This window comes from Sinorhizobium sp. GQ132 (assembly GCF_059758575.1).
In genome coordinates this window covers 64,524-82,664 of the sequence record NZ_JCAXDX010000001.1, presented here as the reverse complement: position 1 = coordinate 82,664, position 18,141 = coordinate 64,524, and the positions used below count along the sequence as shown (strand labels likewise).

General features: G+C 63.2%; 17 protein-coding genes. 10 read left to right on the top strand and 7 right to left on the bottom strand.

From position 1 onward, the window contains the following. Window positions 1-37: 37 nt before the first annotated feature. The 4 genes from AC6CIG_RS00355 to AC6CIG_RS00340 all read left to right on the top strand — a co-directional run bounded on the left by AC6CIG_RS00355 (window position 38) and on the right by AC6CIG_RS00340 (window position 3,298). Window positions 38-556: a DUF2231 domain-containing protein gene (locus tag AC6CIG_RS00355; RefSeq protein WP_100670253.1), complete on the top strand. Its 519-nt coding sequence runs from the start codon at window positions 38-40 to the stop codon at window positions 554-556. Between the two features lie 261 nt (window positions 557-817). Further along, window positions 818-1,318, top strand: coding sequence for a hypothetical protein (locus tag AC6CIG_RS00350; RefSeq protein WP_498321943.1), 501 nt, complete (start codon window positions 818-820; stop codon window positions 1,316-1,318). Between the two features lie 10 nt (window positions 1,319-1,328). Beyond that, window positions 1,329-1,769, top strand: coding sequence for a DUF421 domain-containing protein (locus tag AC6CIG_RS00345; protein ID WP_018098814.1), 441 nt, complete (start codon window positions 1,329-1,331; stop codon window positions 1,767-1,769). Window positions 1,770-2,311: 542 nt separating this feature from the next. After that, window positions 2,312-3,298 carry a YihY/virulence factor BrkB family protein gene (locus tag AC6CIG_RS00340; protein ID WP_498321942.1) on the top strand — a complete coding sequence of 329 codons (987 nt, stop codon included), beginning with the start codon at window positions 2,312-2,314 and terminating at the stop codon, window positions 3,296-3,298. A gap of 8 nt (window positions 3,299-3,306) precedes the next feature. On the opposite strand, the gene AC6CIG_RS00335 is transcribed toward AC6CIG_RS00340, so the two are convergent. Together AC6CIG_RS00335 and AC6CIG_RS00330 are read right to left on the bottom strand one after the other, a co-directional pair. Further along, complete coding sequence (locus tag AC6CIG_RS00335) at window positions 3,307-4,860, bottom strand: PQQ-dependent sugar dehydrogenase (protein ID WP_498321940.1); 1,554 nt, start codon at window positions 4,858-4,860, stop codon at window positions 3,307-3,309. Next, complete coding sequence (locus AC6CIG_RS00330) at window positions 4,853-5,305, bottom strand: DUF2231 domain-containing protein (protein ID WP_498321939.1); 453 nt, start codon at window positions 5,303-5,305, stop codon at window positions 4,853-4,855. The genes AC6CIG_RS00335 and AC6CIG_RS00330 overlap by 8 nt, the downstream gene beginning before the upstream one ends. Window positions 5,306-5,557: 252 nt before the next feature. On the opposite strand from AC6CIG_RS00330, the gene AC6CIG_RS00325 reads away from it, so the two are divergent. Genes AC6CIG_RS00325 through AC6CIG_RS00300 form a run of 6 tightly spaced genes read left to right on the top strand, consistent with a single transcriptional unit; the run spans window position 5,558 to window position 12,212 of the window. Then, window positions 5,558-6,139, top strand: a complete 582-nt coding sequence (locus tag AC6CIG_RS00325) for a cytochrome c oxidase assembly protein (protein WP_498322420.1) — start codon at window positions 5,558-5,560, stop codon at window positions 6,137-6,139. After that, window positions 6,130-7,254: a c-type cytochrome gene (locus tag AC6CIG_RS00320; RefSeq protein ID WP_498321937.1), complete on the top strand. Its 1,125-nt coding sequence runs from the start codon at window positions 6,130-6,132 to the stop codon at window positions 7,252-7,254. The genes AC6CIG_RS00325 and AC6CIG_RS00320 overlap by 10 nt, the downstream gene beginning before the upstream one ends. Continuing rightward, window positions 7,251-8,234, top strand: a complete 984-nt coding sequence (locus AC6CIG_RS00315; protein WP_498321936.1) for a cytochrome c oxidase subunit II — start codon at window positions 7,251-7,253, stop codon at window positions 8,232-8,234. Before AC6CIG_RS00320 ends, AC6CIG_RS00315 begins: the two co-directional genes overlap by 4 nt. 3 nt (window positions 8,235-8,237) lie before the next feature. Next, window positions 8,238-9,311: a sodium:calcium antiporter gene (locus AC6CIG_RS00310; RefSeq protein WP_437405751.1), complete on the top strand. Its 1,074-nt coding sequence runs from the start codon at window positions 8,238-8,240 to the stop codon at window positions 9,309-9,311. Further along, window positions 9,311-11,833 carry a cytochrome c oxidase subunit I gene (ctaD, locus tag AC6CIG_RS00305; RefSeq protein WP_498321935.1) on the top strand — a complete coding sequence of 841 codons (2,523 nt, stop codon included), beginning with the start codon at window positions 9,311-9,313 and terminating at the stop codon, window positions 11,831-11,833. The genes AC6CIG_RS00310 and ctaD overlap by 1 nt, the downstream gene beginning before the upstream one ends. A 7-nt stretch (window positions 11,834-11,840) precedes the next feature. Then, window positions 11,841-12,212 (top strand): hypothetical protein, encoded by a 372-nt coding sequence (locus AC6CIG_RS00300; protein ID WP_498321934.1) that lies wholly within the window; start codon window positions 11,841-11,843, stop codon window positions 12,210-12,212. Window positions 12,213-12,215: 3 nt separating this feature from the next. Here AC6CIG_RS00300 and AC6CIG_RS00295 read toward each other — a convergent pair whose 3' ends face one another. The 5 genes from AC6CIG_RS00295 to AC6CIG_RS00275 form a co-directional block, all read right to left on the bottom strand. Further along, on the bottom strand, window positions 12,216-13,274 hold the full coding sequence (locus AC6CIG_RS00295) for a LacI family DNA-binding transcriptional regulator (protein WP_437416401.1): 1,059 nt from the start codon (window positions 13,272-13,274) through the stop codon (window positions 12,216-12,218). A 106-nt stretch (window positions 13,275-13,380) separates the two neighbouring features. After that, the gene (locus AC6CIG_RS00290; RefSeq protein ID WP_498321933.1) at window positions 13,381-14,661 is read right to left on the bottom strand and encodes a D-tagatose-bisphosphate aldolase, class II, non-catalytic subunit; all 1,281 of its coding nucleotides are present in this window, start codon (window positions 14,659-14,661) and stop codon (window positions 13,381-13,383) included. A 2-nt stretch (window positions 14,662-14,663) separates the two neighbouring features. Continuing rightward, complete coding sequence (locus AC6CIG_RS00285) at window positions 14,664-15,605, bottom strand: tagatose kinase (protein ID WP_498321931.1); 942 nt, start codon at window positions 15,603-15,605, stop codon at window positions 14,664-14,666. Between the two features lie 21 nt (window positions 15,606-15,626). Beyond that, window positions 15,627-16,589 (bottom strand): ABC transporter permease, encoded by a 963-nt coding sequence (locus AC6CIG_RS00280; RefSeq protein ID WP_127709567.1) that lies wholly within the window; start codon window positions 16,587-16,589, stop codon window positions 15,627-15,629. Then, complete coding sequence (locus AC6CIG_RS00275) at window positions 16,586-18,097, bottom strand: sugar ABC transporter ATP-binding protein (RefSeq protein WP_498321929.1); 1,512 nt, start codon at window positions 18,095-18,097, stop codon at window positions 16,586-16,588. The genes AC6CIG_RS00280 and AC6CIG_RS00275 overlap by 4 nt, the downstream gene beginning before the upstream one ends. Between the last annotated feature and the right edge of the window lie 44 nt (window positions 18,098-18,141).

Genomic DNA, 18,141 nt, shown 5'->3' with positions numbered 1-18,141 from the left:
AGGATCACCGGGACTTGCGGTGCTGGAGGATTATGCCATGGCAGATCGTGACCTCTTGGGTCTGGCGGCCAGCGCGAAAATCGGCGGGCATCCGATCCATCCGATGCTCGTTCCCTTTCCAATCGCGCTTCTTGTCGCAACGTTCATATGTGACATCGTGTATCTCGCGAACGGAAATTCATTCTGGGCAGACGTGTCTATGTGGTCGCTGGGTGCAGCCATCGTGATGGCAGCCTTGGCCGCTCTCGCCGGACTGACGGATTTCCTCGGAAATGCCCTTATTCGGGCGATCGACGACGCCTGGAAGCACATGATCGGAAACGTTGTCGTCGTACTCCTCGCAGTGGCCAGTTTTTGGCTGCGCTACGCGAACGGTTCCGTCGAGGCGGTCTGGCCATGGGGCCTTCTGCTATCTCTCGCCACCGTCCTGCTGCTTCTCTACACCGGCTGGAAAGGCGGGGAGCTCGTCTATCATCATCGCGTCGGCATGGACCCCGAGGCGGAGGACGGCGCTGCCACGCCATCCATCACCAGGCACGGGACGAAGCACATCTAAAGGCCCTGTCGTCCGCGGCGGCAACCAGCCGATTTCCGGTTGCCGCCCGTATCCTTCTATTCGCTTCGGTCGCAGGAGAACTGCATTCCAGGCCGCCCGTTCGACGAACAGGCGCGGCGCGGGTGCTGCCTTCTGCGCGGACACTGCTTGAGTTCTGCGGCGGACACCGAGGCGAGGAAGCGGGCCGTCGTAGAGGGTTGGTTCACGGAACATTTCCGCCCGTTCAGCCATTCTACAAAGCTCAAGGGCGAGGTCTAAGCTTTGGATCAACCACCAGTTCGACCGGACGGATTGCAGATCGAAGAGCATCGCACGTTCCAGGAGTTTTTCTGGAAAGTAGAGCGCGCCGCATGGATCGTTTTTGGCCTGATACTGCTTGCCGCCGTCCTGGGCGTTACCGGCTCAAGGGGCTGGCTTCAGAGACAGACCGTGACGTTCGCCGGCGGCGCCGTCGATGTGCCCCGTTTCAGCCGCTGGGAGGCTTCCGAGACGCTGAACGCGTCATTGGCCGGCGGCGAGAACGAACGTCGCCTGACCTTGTCGCCCGAATTCTTCAAAAGCTTTCAGGTGGAGGATATGGATCCGCCACCGGTCTCCGCTGAAGCAGGCGATGAAGGGCTGGTATACCGCTTCCGGTCCGCTTCGCGGCAGCCCCTCGTGCTGACTCTGCACCTCCGTGCCCAAACTCCGGGCGTCGTTTCCTACCGGGCAAGTATCGATGACGAGCCGGTAAAGGAGGTGCGGACGATCGTCTGGCCCTAGGAGATACGTCATGGACTCCGTCGTTCGCGGTATTACGATCTATTTTATACTCCTCGCCGCGCTCCGGCTTTCCGGCCGGCGCACGGTTGCACAGATGACCACCTTCGACTTCGTGCTGCTGCTCATCATCGCCGAGACCACTCAGCAGGCGCTGCTCGGCGACGACTTCTCCATCGTCAACGCAACATTGCTCATCCTGACGCTTTTCGGCGTCGATATCGTTCTCTCCTACGTCAAGCAATGGTCGCCGAAGATCGCTCTGTTCCTCGACGGCACGCCGACGGTGCTTATCGCCGACGGGAAGGTCGACGAGCGCGCCGTGAGAAGAGCCCGGGTCAACATCGAGGACATACTGGTCGCGGCCCGGGAGCAGCAGGGTCTGGCTCGCCTCGACCAGATCAAATTCGCTGTTCTCGAGGCGGACGGGGGAATAAGCATCATTCCGAGATGAAAAGGTGGTGCCAAGCTGGAAACCCCGGTTCGTCCGCCAATTTAGGGTGCCACTTTATTTCGATCTCATCGTGCAACGGTACTCCCCCTTGATACATGCGATCTTGGGCGAGGAGCACTCGACCGCTCCGTCGATCAACGAACATAGAGAGCATTGATCATTGAACTCGAGGCAGTCGGGATTGGCATCTACGAAATTCTTCATGGCCAGGCTTTGACTTCGAACGTCTCCCTTTTCGTGCTGCACATTCCCCGCGACTGCCGGAAGAAACGGAGTCGCCGCAGACAAAAATATGGCGGTCAGGCGCAGCGTCGCAGGTTTCATGATTCAGTTCTTTCAAATCCGAAAACGCGCCACGAGAGCATGGAGCACTTCTTATGAGAAAATAAGTCGCGCCGTTCAGTAAGGGCTTCGCGTCCGAATAGGGGAGATCGCAAGGAACAAGCCATCGCCTGGCGTGTTCGAATGCCACCCGTGTTCGCCCGCCATCGGCAAGCCCGATCAGCGGCACGGCGGACTTTCGAACCCGTGAGGAAGAGCAGATGAAATCCGGTGATGCAAAGAGGGGAACTGACGAAAAGGCTCAACAGGAGGGCAGGGGACGCACGGCCGACAGCCCGGGCGAAATCCCGGCGAGGGGTCTGCGTGACGTCTTCTGGCGGGTGGTTTCACAGATCAGCGAGGACCGGATTTCGCTCGTTGCCGCCGGCGTCACCTTTTACGTGCTCCTCTCCATATTTCCAGCGCTCGGCTCGCTCGTCTCCATCTACGGTCTCGTTTCCGATCCGGCCGCGATCGCCGAGCAGGCTACAATGCTCGCCACCGTGCTCCCGGCGCAGTCGCTTCAAATGATGACCGATCAACTGGAAACCCTGACCTCCCAGAACACGTCCAGCCTGAGCCTCGGCTTCATAGGCGGGTTGCTCTTCGCTCTCTGGAGCGCGCGCAACGGCGTGGGCGCCCTTTTCGAAGCCATGAATATCGCCTATGACGAGACGGAAAAGCGCGGCTTCGTCCGGCTGGCACTGTTAAGCATCGGCTTCACGCTGGCCGGTTTGATCCTGACGGCCGTCCTCATCGCGGCCATCGCCATATTGCCGGCAGTGCTGGCCTTTCTCCACCTGGAACTGGAAGGTCTTGTCAGGTTCGTGCGCTGGCCCGTGATGCTGTTGCTCGTAGCGGCGGGCATCACCCTGATCTATCGCTACGGTCCGTGCCGGGAGCCGGCCAAACTCAGGTGGCTTACCTGGGGTGCGGCCCTGAGCACGATCTGCTGGCTCGTCGCGTCCCTGGCGTTCTCTTATTACATCGACAATTTTGCGAACTACAATGCCACCTACGGCGCTCTCGGCACGCTGATAGGCTTCATGCTCTGGATCTGGATATCCACTATGATCGTCATCATCGGTGCTGAACTCAATGCCGAGCTGGAACATCAGACGGCGAGGGATTCAACGACAGGGCGGCCCAAGGAGCTCGGAAAGCGCGATGCCTATGTCGCCGACACGGTGGGCGACGCCGAGGATTAGATCGGAAATTATTGCTGCGGCTCCGGTGATTCCTGTTCCGTAGCTCTCGGCAGAGTAGCCGGCGCGACATCGGTCTGCGGCGGCTCCGGAGGCGTGGCACCGGTTGCGAGAGGAGCGGCCCGTCCGGTTGTTCCTCCTGTCTCACCCGCCGGCGGGGTGGCTTCGCTGGTGACCGCGCTATCCCTCTGTCCGTCCGTACCGACCGGGCTCGGCGTGACCCTGCCGTCGGCTCCGGCGACGCGCCAGACGGTGTTGCCGGCGTCGTCGGCAACAAGCAGCGCCCCGGTCCCGTCGATCGCAACGCCGACCGGACGACCGCGTGCCTGATCGCCTTCGATGAAGCCGGTCACGACGTCCTGAGCCTTCCCGGCCGGCCGGCCGTTTTCGAAGGGGACATAGACGACCTTGTAGCCATTGAAGCTGCTGCGGTTCCAGCTCCCGTGCTCGCCTATGAAGGCGCCGTTGGCGAAGGGCTCCGGCAGGGCGGAGCCGTTGGAGAAGACCAGGCCCAGGGCGGCGACGTGGCTGGAAAGAGCATAGTCCGGCGGGATCGCTTTCTCGACCATGTCGGGCCGCGGCGGATGGACCCGCTCGTCCACATGGGCGCCGTAATAGCTCCATGGCCAGCCGTAGAAAGCGCCTTCCTGCACCGAGGTCATGTAGTCCGGCACCAGATTCGGCCCCAGCTCGTCACGCTCGTTGACGACCGTCCAGAGCACGCCGGTCTCCGGATGGAAGATCAACCCGTTCGGGTTGCGAAGGCCGGACGCGAAGACGCGGGCCGCACCCGTTTCCCGATCTACCTGCCAGATCGCAGCGCGGCCCTTTTCGGCCTCGAGCCCGCGCTCGGCCACGTTCGAGTTGGAACCGACGGAGGCATAGAGATAGCGCCCGTCCGGGCTGAGGGCCAGATCCTTGGTCCAGTGATGGTTGATCGGGCCACCCGGAAGCGGTGTTAGAACCCGCGGCTCGCCGGTGATTTCCGCCTGCCCGAGCTGATAGGGATAGGCGAGGATCGCATCGGCCGCAGCCACGTAAAGCGTTCCCTCGTGCCAGGCCACTCCGAAAGGAGAATTGAGCCCCGTCAGCAGGTCGTGGCGTTCGTCCACCGTTCCGTCGCGATCGGTATCGCGGAGCAGCGTGATCAGATTGCTTTCCTTTTGGGGGCCGGCACCACCGCCGTGGGCCATGGACATGATCCAACCCCGGATCATGTCCTTCGGCCGCTCTATCGGCTTGCCCGAGGGTTCGCGCGATTGAACGACGAGAACGTCGCCGTTCGGCAGCGTATGGACGGTCCTCGGATTGGCAAGGTCCTTCGCGTAGGCGGCAATGACGAGATTGTCGGGAACGCTCGGTGCCGTGCCGTCCTGCCAGCCGACGACCTCGGCGATTTTCATGTCCGGCATGAGTTCCGATGTCGGCTCCGGCAAGACCGGATCGGGGCCGATCTGCTGCGAAACGTCGAAATCCGAGCCGTCATCGCCGCAGCCTGCGAGCGCCAGGAGGAGAACGCCGGTTCCGACGAGGAACCTTGCACGGAAGAAGGCAGAGCTATTCATAATCGCTCACTCCGGATTGCCTGCGATAGAGGGTGGCGCGGCCAAGCAAAGCGAGGAGGATCGTCAGAAGCACCGTCGCCGCGGAGAGGATCAACCCGTAGGGTACCACAGCCGTCCAGCCATCGGCGGCATGGACGAGGTTGTTGACGAAGGCGAGACCGAAGACGAGGACGTAGCCGATTACATGGAGCCAAACCGCCCCTTGCCTACGCCGCTCCCTTCGAAACAGGAACTCCAACACACCGGCCACACCAGCAATCACGCCGGCGATGATTCCGGCAAAGAGCAGCCAGGCGGAGAAGTTCTGCCACATGATGTGTCCCGTCTGCCAGAAGGCGATATCGGTCAGAAGGGCGAGCGTAAAGCAGACAACCGGAAACGGCACGAGCAACGAATGGACCGGGTTGGTGACGGTCGCGGCAGTCGATGCGGAATTCAGACTCATCGGCCCCTCCTGTTCGGTCGACCGTTGAAACCTCGGGCCTGCCCATTTGTTCCGTGAGCGCTTCGCGGCGGGCGGTTCGGCCGTCTCCGCAACCACAGGAGGTGCGGATTGGAACCATGAAGCACCCCAAACAGTTTCGCCTTGCGACACAGTAATTCGATGCCGTGTTTCGGCCGGCCGCCTGCGCCGGCGACCTTTCTGAAACCTGACCGGCGCGGTCTTGGTCAACCGCTCGGAGGACTAGGGGGAGTGATGGGGCCGTTGGCGACGCATATGGCAGTGCACATCCTGCTGATGAACCTCGCCGCGCCCCTGGCTGCCGTCGCAATGACGTGGGGCCGGCCGCAGCGGCGGGAAATCGCCGGGTGGGTTCTGCCGCTTGCGACACTTGTGCAGATCGCCGCCCTCTGGGCCTGGCATGCGCCGCCATTTCTCAAGCGGGCCCTGGAATTTCCCACGGTTCATTTGCTGATGAATGCCAGCCTGTTCCTGACCGCATTCCTGTTCTGGCGGGCGGTCCTGCTTCTTCATGGCAAGCGTTCCTGGCAACCGATCGTTGCCCTTCTGATGACCAGCAAGCTCTATTGTCTTCTCGCCGTACTCTTCGTCTTCGCGCCGCGAGCGCTCTACCCCGCTTTCGCTGCATCCCACACGGCGCATGCGACTGGAACCCTGAACGCAACTTTGGCCGATCAGCAGCTCGCGGGGCTTATCATGCTGGTCGCCTGTCCTGTGACCTATGTTCTCGCAGGAATCGTGATTGCCGCGCGTTGGCTTTTGACGATGGAGGAAGACGAGGCCGGATCCAGAACGGGTGCAGCAGCGTGGACCTGAGAAACCTTCACTGGACGGCCGTTGCTAAAATCGTCGGGATCGGCGCCGTGCTGCTCGTGACTGCGGGGGTCGTGTTCGTCTGGTCCGGCGTCTACAACGTCGCGGCCTCCAAGGACCATCTGCGGATTACGACATGGATCCTGACGCTGGTCCGCGAACGATCGATCACCAACCGAAGCTTTACGATCGAAGTTCCGCCGCTCGATGACGACGGCATGATCCGACTCGGTGCATCCCATTTCGAAGGTGCGTGCGTAGCGTGCCACAACCGCCCCGGCGAAGAGATAAACCCGATCGTCAGCGGCATGCTGCCCCCGCCTCCGGATCTGATGGACATCGGCAAACGCCGCCCGCCGGAGGAGATCTTCTGGATCGTCAAGCACGGCCTCAAATATACCGGCATGCCCGCATGGCCGAATACGCGGCGCGACGACGAAGTCTGGGCCGTCACGGCATTCCTCGCGAGCCTGCCCGCAACGGCAGGCAATTATCCCGACTTGGCAGGCCTCACGCGCAGCCAGGCGAGTAGAGATGAGGGATCCGTGAGCGGCAGCGCCTTGACCGCCTGCGGGCGCTGCCATGAACGCGAAGGCGCAGGCACGAACGGCGACCGTATCCCGCGGCTCGCGGGGCTACCCGAAGCCTATCTCCTGCGCAGTCTCCAGGAGTATGCGAAAGGGACCCGCGCGAGCGGTGCCATGGAACCGGTCGCCGACCTTCTGTCAGAGGACGCCATGCGGGAGCTGGCAGCGCATTACTCCGCGCTCCAGCCAAGCGCCGGAAATCAATCGGCGCCACCTGACCCTGAGCAACTCAGGCGCGGCGAAGCCATAGCCAGGCGCGGTATCGCCGATCAGGGCGTACCGGCCTGCCTGAGCTGCCATTCCGGACGTCAATCGCAGCAGTTTCCGGTCCTCGCCGGCCAGCATACCGAATATATAGAGGAGCAGATACGGCTCTGGCGGCGCGGCGGGCGGATCGGGACCCCCTATGGGAGGATCATGACGGCGGTTGCCGGCGCACTGGACGAAGCGCAGATCGAAGACGTCGCCGCCTATCTGGGTTCGCTGCCTCCGGGAAGCGCCACGGCGCCGATGACGGAGGCGAACCGATGAGGCTCGCCCGATATTTCGCGGTGGCAAGCGCTCTCGCGCTGCAGGGCTGCGCCGGGCTGCAGTCCGCGCTCGATCCTTCCGGAGCGGAAGCCGAGCGCATCGGCACGCTCAGTTGGCTGCTGATCCTGTTCTCTACCGCCATTCTCGTCGGGGTCTGCCTGATCACGGCGGTCGCGCTTTTCGGCGGTGAGCGCTGGCGTGCCCGCATTGCGGGCGAAAGGGTGGTCATCGGTGGCGGTCTCGTTTTCCCGATCCTCGCTCTCAGCGTCCTGCTGGGCTACGGCTTCTATCTTATGGCGCCCGGCGCCACTGCGGCCCGTTCGCAGGGCGGATTGCGCATCGAGGTCGTGGGCGAGCGCTGGTGGTGGCGGGTGACCTATGTCGACGAGGCCGGTCGCCGCATCGAGAGCGCCAACGAAATCAGGCTGCCTGTCGGGCGGCCGGTGGAATTGGAACTGACATCGGCAGACGTTATTCACAGCTTCTGGGTGCCCCGGCTCGCCGGCAAGCTCGACATGATCCCCGGCCACACCAACACGCTGACGCTTCAAGCGACGAAGGCCGGCATCAGTCGCGGCCAATGTGCGGAATATTGCGGCGGGCCGCATGCCTTCATGTCCTTTTACGTGATCGCCATGCCCGAAGATCAGTTTTCCTCCTGGCTGGCAGGTGAGGCCGGCGACGCCGCGGCTGCGAAACAGGATCAGGCCGCAGGGCAGGCGCTGTTCCTCTCCTCCGGCTGTGCCGCCTGCCACCGGGTCCGAGGCACGGATGCCCGGGGCACGATCGGCCCCGATCTCACGCATGTGGGCAGCCGGCACTCGCTTGCCGCTGCCACGCTCGAGAACGATGTCGCCGCCTTCGTCCGCTGGATCCGCGACGGCCAGCACGTGAAGCCGGAAAATCTGATGCCGCCATACGAAATCTTCACCGACGACGAATTGCGGCAGCTCGCCGCCTATCTGGACCAGTTGAGGTGACCTATGCTTGACTTCGCCGGCCTTGGACTTTGGCTGAATCTTGCGATTTTCGCGGGGGCGGCCGTGGCAGTCTGGATGGCAGGCGTCAGGATCACCGGCTATGCCAATGCGATCAGCGAGAAGACGGGAGTAGGCCAGGCCTTCATCGGCGTCGTGCTTCTCGGCGGCATCACTTCGCTCCCGGAGCTGGCGGTAGGCGTGACCTCGTCGCTCAGCGGTGACGCCAGTCTCGCGGTCAACAGCATCCTCGGCGGCATCGTCATGCAGGTGGCGATCCTCGCCTTTGCCGACATGCTGATCGGCCGCCAGGCGCTGACTTCGGTCATTCCCGATCCGGTCGTCATGCTGCAGGGTGGCTTCAAAATCCTTCTCCTGTCGATCGTCGCCGCCTCGATCGTGGTGGGGGACGTGCCGGTGCTTTTCTCGGGCGTGTGGATGTGGTTGCTTGCAGCGGTCACGGGCTTCGGCATGTGGGTCTTGTCACGGTCGAAGCGCGACAAGCCCTGGATAGCGAATGACGAGGAGGTCACGCCCGAAAAGGAGGAAGAGAGGGCGCGGAAGGAGGCCGAAGACAGCAAGGAGAAATCGCTGCGCGAGGTGGGCTGGGCGACTGCCGGCTGCGGCGCCGTCATCATCGTCGCAGGCTATCTGCTGTCGCGTTCCGGAGATGCGATCGCCGAAGCGACCGGACTCGGCCAGAGCTTCATCGGCGCGGTTCTCGTGGCGATTGCGACGTCGCTGCCGGAAGTCAGCACGGTGTTCAGCGCCACGCGTGCCGGCCTCTATACCATGGCCATGTCGGATATCTTCGGCACGAACCTCATTGATCTCTTCCTTCTTTTCATCGTCGATATCACCGGAGGTGCCGACGCGGTGATGAACGGCGCCGGACGCTTCGAAGCCTTTGCAGCGCTGATCGCGATCACGGTCACGGCGATCTTCTTCATCGGGCTGGTCGAACGCCGGGACCGGACGATCTTCCGGATGGGTTACGACTCCTTCGCGGTCCTCACCGTTTACCTGGCGGGGCTGGTCGTCCTCTATTTCCTGCGCGACACTGGCGGCGGAGGCGGATGATGGAACTGCCAAATCCCGATACCCGGCCCGAAGGCGAGGTCCGTGAACTGGAGCGCATCTGGGCGACGCCGCGCGGTTGGCGGCTGGTGACGGCCGTCAACAATACGGTGATCGGTCTTCTCTATATCGGCGTCGCGTTTCTCTTCTTCCTCATGGCCGGTCTGCTGGCCGTCGTCATGCGCACGCAGCTCGCCCTCGGCGACAATCGCCTCATAGACCAGGACCTCTACAATCAGATGTTCACGGTCCACGGAACGACGATGATGTTCCTCTTTGCCGTGCCGGCGGTCGAGGCGCTCGGTGTCATGCTGCTGCCGCAGATGCTGGCGGCGCGCGATCTGCCTTTTCCGCGCCTCAGCGCCTTCGCGATCTGGGCCTATGTGGTCGGCGGGCTGGTCTTCTTCTCGACCATCTTCTACGACCTCGCGCCGAAAGGCGGCTGGTTCATGTATCCGCCGCTGACGCTCATGGAATATTCGCCGGGTGACAACGCCGATTTCTGGCTGCTCGGCATCGGCTTCATCGAGATTTCGGCGATCGCAGGGGCGGTGGAGATCGTCGTTGGCGCGCTGAGGACACGGCCGCCGGGCATGTCGCTCGCCAAGATGCCGATCTTCGCCTGGACGATGCTGATCTTCGCCAGCATGATCATGTTCGCGTTCCCGGCAGTGATCCTGGCGACGATGATGCTGGAGATCGAGCGGGCGTTCGGCTGGCCCTTCTTCAGCGCCGCGCTGGGGGGAGATCCGCTGCTCTGGCAGCATCTCTTCTGGTTCTTCGGGCACCCGGAAGTCTACATCATCTTCCTTCCGGCCGCGGGCCTCGTCTCGATGATGGTACCGACCATGGCCCGCACACCGCTCGTGGGCTATCACCTGATCGTCGTCGCCTTGATCGGCACGGGCTTTTTCAGCTTCGGGCTCTGGGTGCACCACATGTTCACGACAGGCATTCCGGCGCTGAGCCTCGCCTTCTTCTCCGCCGCCAGCATGGCGGTCGCCGTTCCCTCGGGCATCCAGGTCTTTTCGTGGATCGCGACCATCGCCGCGGGACGGGAGCGCTTCCGAATAACGACCGCATCGCTGTTCATTCTCGGCTTCCTTTTCATTTTCACCCTTGGCGGGCTTACCGGCGTCATGGTGGCCATGGTGCCCTTCGACCATCAGGTACACGACACCTACTTCGTGGTTGCACATTTCCACTACGTGCTGATCGGCGGGTTCGTCTTCCCGCTGTTTGCGGCGATCTATTACTGGATGCCGCTCTTCAGCCGCCGGATGCTCTCGGAACGGTTGGGCCGGTGGGTTTTCTGGCTGATCTTCATCGGCTTCAACGTCACCTTTCTGCCGATGCATCTGACCGGTCTCAGAGGCATGCCGCGGCGCGTCTGGACCTATCCCGGCGACATGGGCTGGGACACGCTGAACCTCATCTCAACCGTGGGGACCTATGTGCTTGCCGCCGGCGTACTCGTGTTTCTGGTGGATCTCGCCGCGAAGTTCCGCCCCGGCAACGGACCTCACGAGAACCCTTGGGGGGCGGGCACGCTCGAATGGCTGCCGAACGACGTCTATTCCACCCGAAGCATCCCTCACATCACCAGTCGCGAACCCCTCTGGGACCGGCCGAGCCTCCCTCAGGAGGTACGCGACGGCCATCACTATCTTCCAAACGCTCCGACCGGCTGGCGGGAAACGATCGTGACCTCGCCGATCCATGCCCGTCCGCAATATGTCATCCAGATGCCCGGTCCCGGCTGGCCGCCTTTCCTCGCGGCCGTCTTCACGGCGGCGTTCTTCCTGCTGCTGACGGTCAAGATGGTGACGATCGCGACGATCTGCGGAGTCCTCGCCATCGCCTTCATCCTCGTCTGGGCCTGGGGGCTCGACCCCGGGCCTTCGAAAGGCATGATCGAAATCGCCAAGGGTGTTCGCCTTCCCACCTATATGAGCGGACCGACGTCGCATTCCTGGTGGGCGATGGTGGTCCTGATGTTCGTTGCGGCGTCCCTCTATCTCGCCTATGTCTTTTCCTACCTTTTCCTCTGGGTCGTCTCGCCGGAGGTCTGGGCACCGGCCGGTTCTCCGGAACCACCGCCCCTTCGCTGGCCCTTGGGGTCCGCGGCGCTGCTTCTTGCCGGCTCGGGTATCTTATGGCTTGTCAGCCGCAGGCTGGGGATGTTCTCGGCATCGCGCGTGGCAATGGCGGCCGCTCTGCTTCTTTCGCTCGCCTGCCTGACGGGTGCGTTCGCACTTGAACTCCGGGGACACTTGGCGACCGGCTTGACCCCCGATGGGAACGCCTACGGAGCCATGGTTTATCTCGGCGCCGTTCTCTTCGCTCAACTCGTCTTCGCCCTGCTGATCATGGGACTGTTCGCGATGGCGCGGCATCTGGCCGGGAAGCTGGATGCCGTACGGCGGGTGACCTACGACAGCTACGCGCTGCTCTATCACTACGCCGTCGCCCAGTCGCTGCTGGGCCTCGGACTGATTCACGGCTTCCCGCGACTGATCGGATAGGTGCGTCATGAACGATCCCATCCGCGAACCACCCATTGCCGGCGCAATTCTCTTCCTTCTGGCCGGGCCGATTCTTTGGGGTGGACATCTGCTTGCCGTCTATACTTTCCACGCCGTGGCATGCGCCGCCGCGGGGCCGTGGGCGACCACCATCGTTCCGGGATCCATCGTCGTGGCCACACTCGCCGCGGCCGGAGCACTCTTGCTGGTCTTCTCTTTTCCGGGAAAGCTCGCGCAAGCGCTTCGCTGTGCCGATCCGGGAGACGACCAGCCCTTCCTGATCCGCGCGGGACGCCTTCTGACGGTGCTGGCCCTGACGGGTGTCCTGTGGACCGGCTCTGGGGCGCTCGCGCTTGCGCCGTGCGCGCAGTTCAGGTGAGTTCTAAGCCGAACCGCGCAACATGATCTCCGCGCTCAGCAAAATGCGTTCGTCGTCGCGAAAGGCTTCACCGTTACCCGAAGCCTCGCCGAGCTTGAACAGGAGCAGTTCGATCGCCAGCCTGCCGATTTCGTTGTAGTTCTGCGCGACCGTGGTCAGTGGCGGACAGGTGTAGCGGGACAAGGGATGGTCGTCATGGCCGGCGACCCTCAGATCGCTGTCGGCATCCCGCCCGACCTTCAGGCCGGACTGAAACGCGGCGGCAATGACGCCGAAGGCGACGCGGTCGTTCGCGCAAAGAACGGTTTGCGTCGGGAAACCGCCCCTGGACAGGATGCGCAGCGTCTCGTCGAAGCCGAACTTCTCGAAGTCCCAGGAGGCACATGCCGTCGTCTCTACGACCGCCGGCTTCATCTTCAGTTGCCGCATGGCCTCGAGGTAAGCGTCCTGGCGCGCCATGGCGTTGTTGTTGACCGGGGGCATGCCGAGATAGCAGGGCGCGCCACCCGAACGGCAGAGATAGTCGACCATCAGCCTGAAGCTCTGCCGGTTGTCGGTTCCGACGAAGGAGGAACTGTCGTCGAGCGGCGAGTCGACATAGATCAGCGGTATGCTTTGTCCGAGCGCGCTCAGCTTCTGGTGATGCGACTGGACGCCGAGCGGAGCGATGATCGCGCCGGCGACGTTCATCGACTTGAAGGTTTCGATCGCCCGTTCTTCCATCTCGGGCCTGCCGTCCGAGGAAAGGACGAAGGCGAGGAATCCCGCCTGATCGGCAATGTGCTCGATGCGCCGCGTCAGCGCCATGTAGAACGGGTCCGTCGAGTTGGGCACGATGACCCCGAGGATATTGGTGCGGCGGCGGTTCAGGTTGACGGCGAAGATGTTCGGGCGAAAGCCCGATTGCTTTATCGCCGCCTCGATGGCGTCGCGTGTCTTCTTGCGCACCGATGAGGGGTCGTTGAAATATTTGGAGACGGTGGGGCGCGACAGTCCGACGAACTCCGAAAAATCCTCCATCGTCTTGATCTGTCTGGTCACGGTCGAAGCGTCCCCGCTCATCTGATTTGGTCTTTCGGAATATTCACCGATCACGGCGCTTCCGCTAGAGCGGGTTGAGGAAAAGTGTGCGCGGCTTTCCGCCCGCATCCCGCTCTGACGTCTTGATCTAGACCCGGCACGCTGCGAAATAGTCCTGCAGAACGGCGTCGACGGCGGCAAGCGCCAACGGCTTGGCCTGCGGCGCGACCTCGCCATTGCGAACGCGCTCGTAGCTGCCGGCGAGAAACTGGCTGATCAGCGTTTCCGGGATCGCAACGCCGTCGAGCAGAGACATGAGTTCGTCCACGGCTGCAGCGGCCTTCGGATGCGGCCAGTAATAGCGTATGCGGTCGCTATAGGAGAAGTGCCGCTGAAGGCGCTGCTCGTCCGCCGAGCCGTGATAGTATTTGCCCCAGTTCGCCGGTTCCTCGCGCATCACCGCTTCCGTGACTTCGGCAAGCGTCCGCTCGCGCGCGGCCGGAAAGAGAAAGGCAGCGATCTGGTCGAGGCCGTAGAGGGCTTCACGAAGAGCAAAGGTGAGGCCGGGTCCGACCTTCAGGATCGCGAAGCCGTCGGCGACCAGTTGGCGAAGGGCATCCGGCGTCTGGTAATCGGTGGAATGGGCCTCGAAGACCATCCCGTCAAGTTGGCCCAGCGTGGCGCTGAGCTTTTCGGCCCTGGCAGGATCATAGGCAATGACGTTCTCGTTGCCGAATTCCACGCCCGGCTGGACGACGGCGCCCACGACGCGGCTGAAGGCACCGGCGGCGCCGGCTTCCTCGAACGCCGCGCGATGGACGCGCACGGTTTCTATGGCGGCTTCGGGAGCAGTCACCTCGAGCGTGTCCAGCTCTTCGAGCGCGCCGCCCGGTATCGGGACTTCGGTGCCGATGATGTAGACCGGGAGTACGCCCCCGCAGCCGCCGATGGCGTCTTCGGCGACGGCCGCGAGCCGCGCCGCGCGGGCCGCCGTCGTGGCATCGGGCAAGGCCGTCGGTTCGCCGGCGCATCCCATGCTGGTGTCGAGATGCAGCTTGGTGAAGCCTGCTTTCGCGTAGGCCGCGATCATCGCCTCTGCCTTGGCCATCGCCTCCGCGGCGGGCAGATGCTTCCAGGGATTGGGGCCGAGATGGTCGCCGCCGAGCAGGATCTTATCCCGGGGGAACGCGATCCGGTCGGCGATGGTGCCGACGAAGCGGGTGAAATCCTCAGGCGTCATTCCGGTATAGCCGCCGTCCTGATTGACCTGGTTGCAGGTCGCCTCGATCAGCACCGGCGTATTCTCCCGGCGCGCGCGCAGCATGGCGGCTTCGATGACGAGCGGGTGCGCGGAACAGATCGACGGTATGCCGCGCGGACCGGGACGCTTGCTCCACCGGGCGATGTCGATGAGATAGTTCTCTTGCATGATCAGGCCTGTTGCTCGCTGATGAATCGTTCGAGTTCCGCGCGTGTCGAAGCGCCTTCCATGGGGCCGAAGTGCATGACGGCGCGGGCGCCGGAAGCGGCGGCGAATTCAAGGGCCTCGCGGGGGCTCGCCCCGTTGAGCCAGAAGCTGACGAAGGTGGCGCCGAAACAATCGCCGGCCCCGGTCGGATCGACCTCCTCGACAGGGAAGCCCGGCAGGGATAGCGCCGTCACGGTATCGAAATAGCTGGCGCCTGCTGCGCCGCGTTTGACGACGACGGCTTTGATGCCGGATGCGAGGAGTTCCGCGACCGCCTGACCTTCCGTCTTGGCTTCGGTGAAGAGGAATAGCTCGTCTCCGCTCGGCAGGAAGAGATCTGTCTCGGCGAGCACCGTAAGCAGCGCCTCGCGCATGCCGGGGCTTTTGAGGATCTCCGGGCGAAGATTCGGATCGAAGGAGACGGTGCCCCCGCCCGCCTTGACGATCCCGATCGCGGCGAGAATGCTTTCGACCACGCTCGGCGCGTAGAGCGACGAGCCCATGACATGGATATGGCTGCATTCGCCGACGAGCCGGGTCATTCGCTCGTCGAGCATGATCTTGCCGCAGGCGCTGTCGCGGATGTTGAAGACGAAAGCGCGGCTGCCATCGGGCCGGTAGCGGACGAAGGCGCTGCCGGTCGTGGCGAGCGGATCGACCTCGATCCCGGAAATGTCGACGCCGTCACCCTCGAGGCGTTCGAGGTTGACCGTGCCGAAATCATCCCCTCCGACGCGGGAGATGATCGCGCATGGCTGACCGAGCTTCCCGGCCTGGTCGATGAATATGGCCGGTGCACCTGAAGGGAAGGGGCCGATGAGCGGCGTCGCCTGGCGGAACCCGTCACCCTTCTCGGTCGCGATGATTTCGACGAGAATCTCGCCGATCGTCAGTATCTTGTGCATGTGGATCACTCGTGTCGGGATTCAGCGCTTTGCCTGCTTGGCGCGGACGTCGAGCCAGACGGCGACGAGGATCACCAGGCCCTTGACGATCAGCTGATAGAAGTAGGGGACGGAGAGCATGTTCATGCCGTTGTTCATCACCCCGATGATGAGCGCGCCGATCAGCGTGCCGACCATGGTTCCGACGCCGCCGGCAAGGCTGGTGCCGCCGAGAACGGCCGCGGCGATGGCGTCAAGCTCGTAGCTCATGCCCGCATTGGTCTGTGCGGAGAACAGGCGGGAGGAAAGCAGAATGCCGCTGATGGCCGCCATCACGCCGGAGATCATGAAGATCAGGATCTTCAGCCGGTCGACCTTGATGCCGGAGTAGACGGCCGCCTCGCGGTTGCCGCCGGTCAGATAGGCGCGCCGGCCGAAGCTCGTCTTGCTGAGCACGATCTGATTGATGACGAAGAGGACGGCGACGACCCAGATGATGATCGGCAGCCCCAGGAAACTCTCGGTGCCGATTGCGGTCCAGGTTTCGTTCTCGATCATGGCCGGCGCGCCGTTGGTGGGCAGGCTCACCATGCCGCGATAGATACCCATGGTCGCGACGGTGACGATGAAGGACGGCAAGAGCAGCTTGGCCGTCAGCACCCCGTTCAACATTCCCATCAGGGCGCCGGCAGCCAGCGTCAGCGCGATCGCCGGCACGAAACCCATCCCGAAGGCAAAGCATTGCGCCCCGACCATTCCTGCCACCGCGATGATCGAGCCGACGGAAAGATCGATCTCGCCGAGCAGGATCACCCACGTCATCCCGAAGGCCGCGATAGCGACGACGGCGACCTGCTGCAGGATGTTCATGAAGTTTACAACCGTCATGAACCGCGGGTTGAAGAAGGAAAAGACGATGCAGAGCATCACCAGCGAAAGGAAGATGCCGCCATATTGCTTGAGAGCCCGAACAAGGGCGGCTTTGGCTGCTGTGTTCTGTGTCATGATTGAAACCCTGTCGCGTGAGCCATGATCGTCTCTGGAGTGAGGGCGGAACCTTCGAGCGTGGCGCCGGGCGCGCCTTCATGCATGACGACCACGCGGTCGCTCATTCCCAGGACTTCGGGCAGGTCGGAGGAGATCAGCAGAATTGCCGTTCCCTCGGCCGCCAGCTGGCGGATGATCTTGTAGATCTCGAATTTCGCGCCGACGTCGACGCCGCGGGTCGGCTCGTCGAGGATCAGCACCTTGGGCCGCGTGAGCAGCCATTTGGCGAGCACTATCTTCTGCTGGTTGCCGCCGCTGAGGGCCCCCGCCGGCGTTTCCAGCGAGTTCGTCTTGATGGAGAGCTTCCCGACCTGTTCGGATGCCGCCGCCCGTTCCGCGCCGTTGCGGATGAAGCCCAAACCCCCGGCGAAGTTCGCGAGAGCCGCCATGGATATGTTCCACTCGACGCTGTGGCCGAGGACAAGGCCCTCTTCCTTCCGGTTCTCCGTCACGAAACCGACGCCGCGGGCGATGGCCTCGTCCGGGGAACGGAACCGCACGGCCTCGCCATCGAGGTGAACCGTGCCTTCGGCGTTCTTCATGCCGAAGAGCGCGTTCATCACCTCCGAGCGGCCCGAACCGACAAGCCCGAAGAAGCCGAGGATCTCACCGGCGCGCACGTGGAAGGACACGTCGTGAAACTCGCCTTCGCGCGTCAACCGGTCGACTGCAAGGACCGGGGCGCCGTCCGCCGCCACTTGGTGCATCGGCGGCGGGTAGATTTCGTCCATGCGGCGCCCGACCATCAATGCGATCAGCGTCTCGATGGTGACTTCGTCGCGCGCATGCGTTGCGACATATTCGCCGTCTCTGATGACGGTGATGTCGTCGCTGAGCCGCATGATCTCTTCCATGCGGTGCGAAATATAGATGATCGCCGCGTTGCGCTGCTTCAGCCGGCCGATAATCTCGAAGAGGATCTCGGCCTCGCTGTCGCTGAGCGAGGAAGTCGGCTCGTCCAGAATGACGACCTTGGCATCATGGCTCAGGCCCTTGGCGATCTCGACGAGCTGTCGCTGGGCGATCGAGAGATTGCCGACCTTCTCCGTTACGTCGATGGGAAGTCCGAGGTCGGTTACGATCCGTTGCGCCTTTGCGACGAGCGCCTTGTCGTTGATGAAGCCGAAACGGCGCGGCTCGCGCGTGGCGAGGATGTTCTCAGCGACCGTCAGATTGTTGCAGAGGCTCAATTCCTGGAAGACGATCGCCAGCCCGAGCGAGGCGGCCTCCTGCGGGTTGGCGGGCCGGTAGGGCTGCCCGTCGAGAACGATCTCTCCCGACGTCGCTCCGTGCACGCCGGCGAGAATCTTCATCAAGGTCGATTTGCCGGCGCCGTTTTCGCCGAGCAGCGTATGCACCCGGCCGCGCCGGACTTCGAGCCGCATCCCCTTGAGAGCGGCGACCTGCCCGAAGGACTTGGTGACATCGGTGATCTTGAGAATGGTATCCGCAGCGGAACCATGCATGGCGGGCCTCCTTCAGCCGGACCGGAGCGTATCCGGCGGCATGC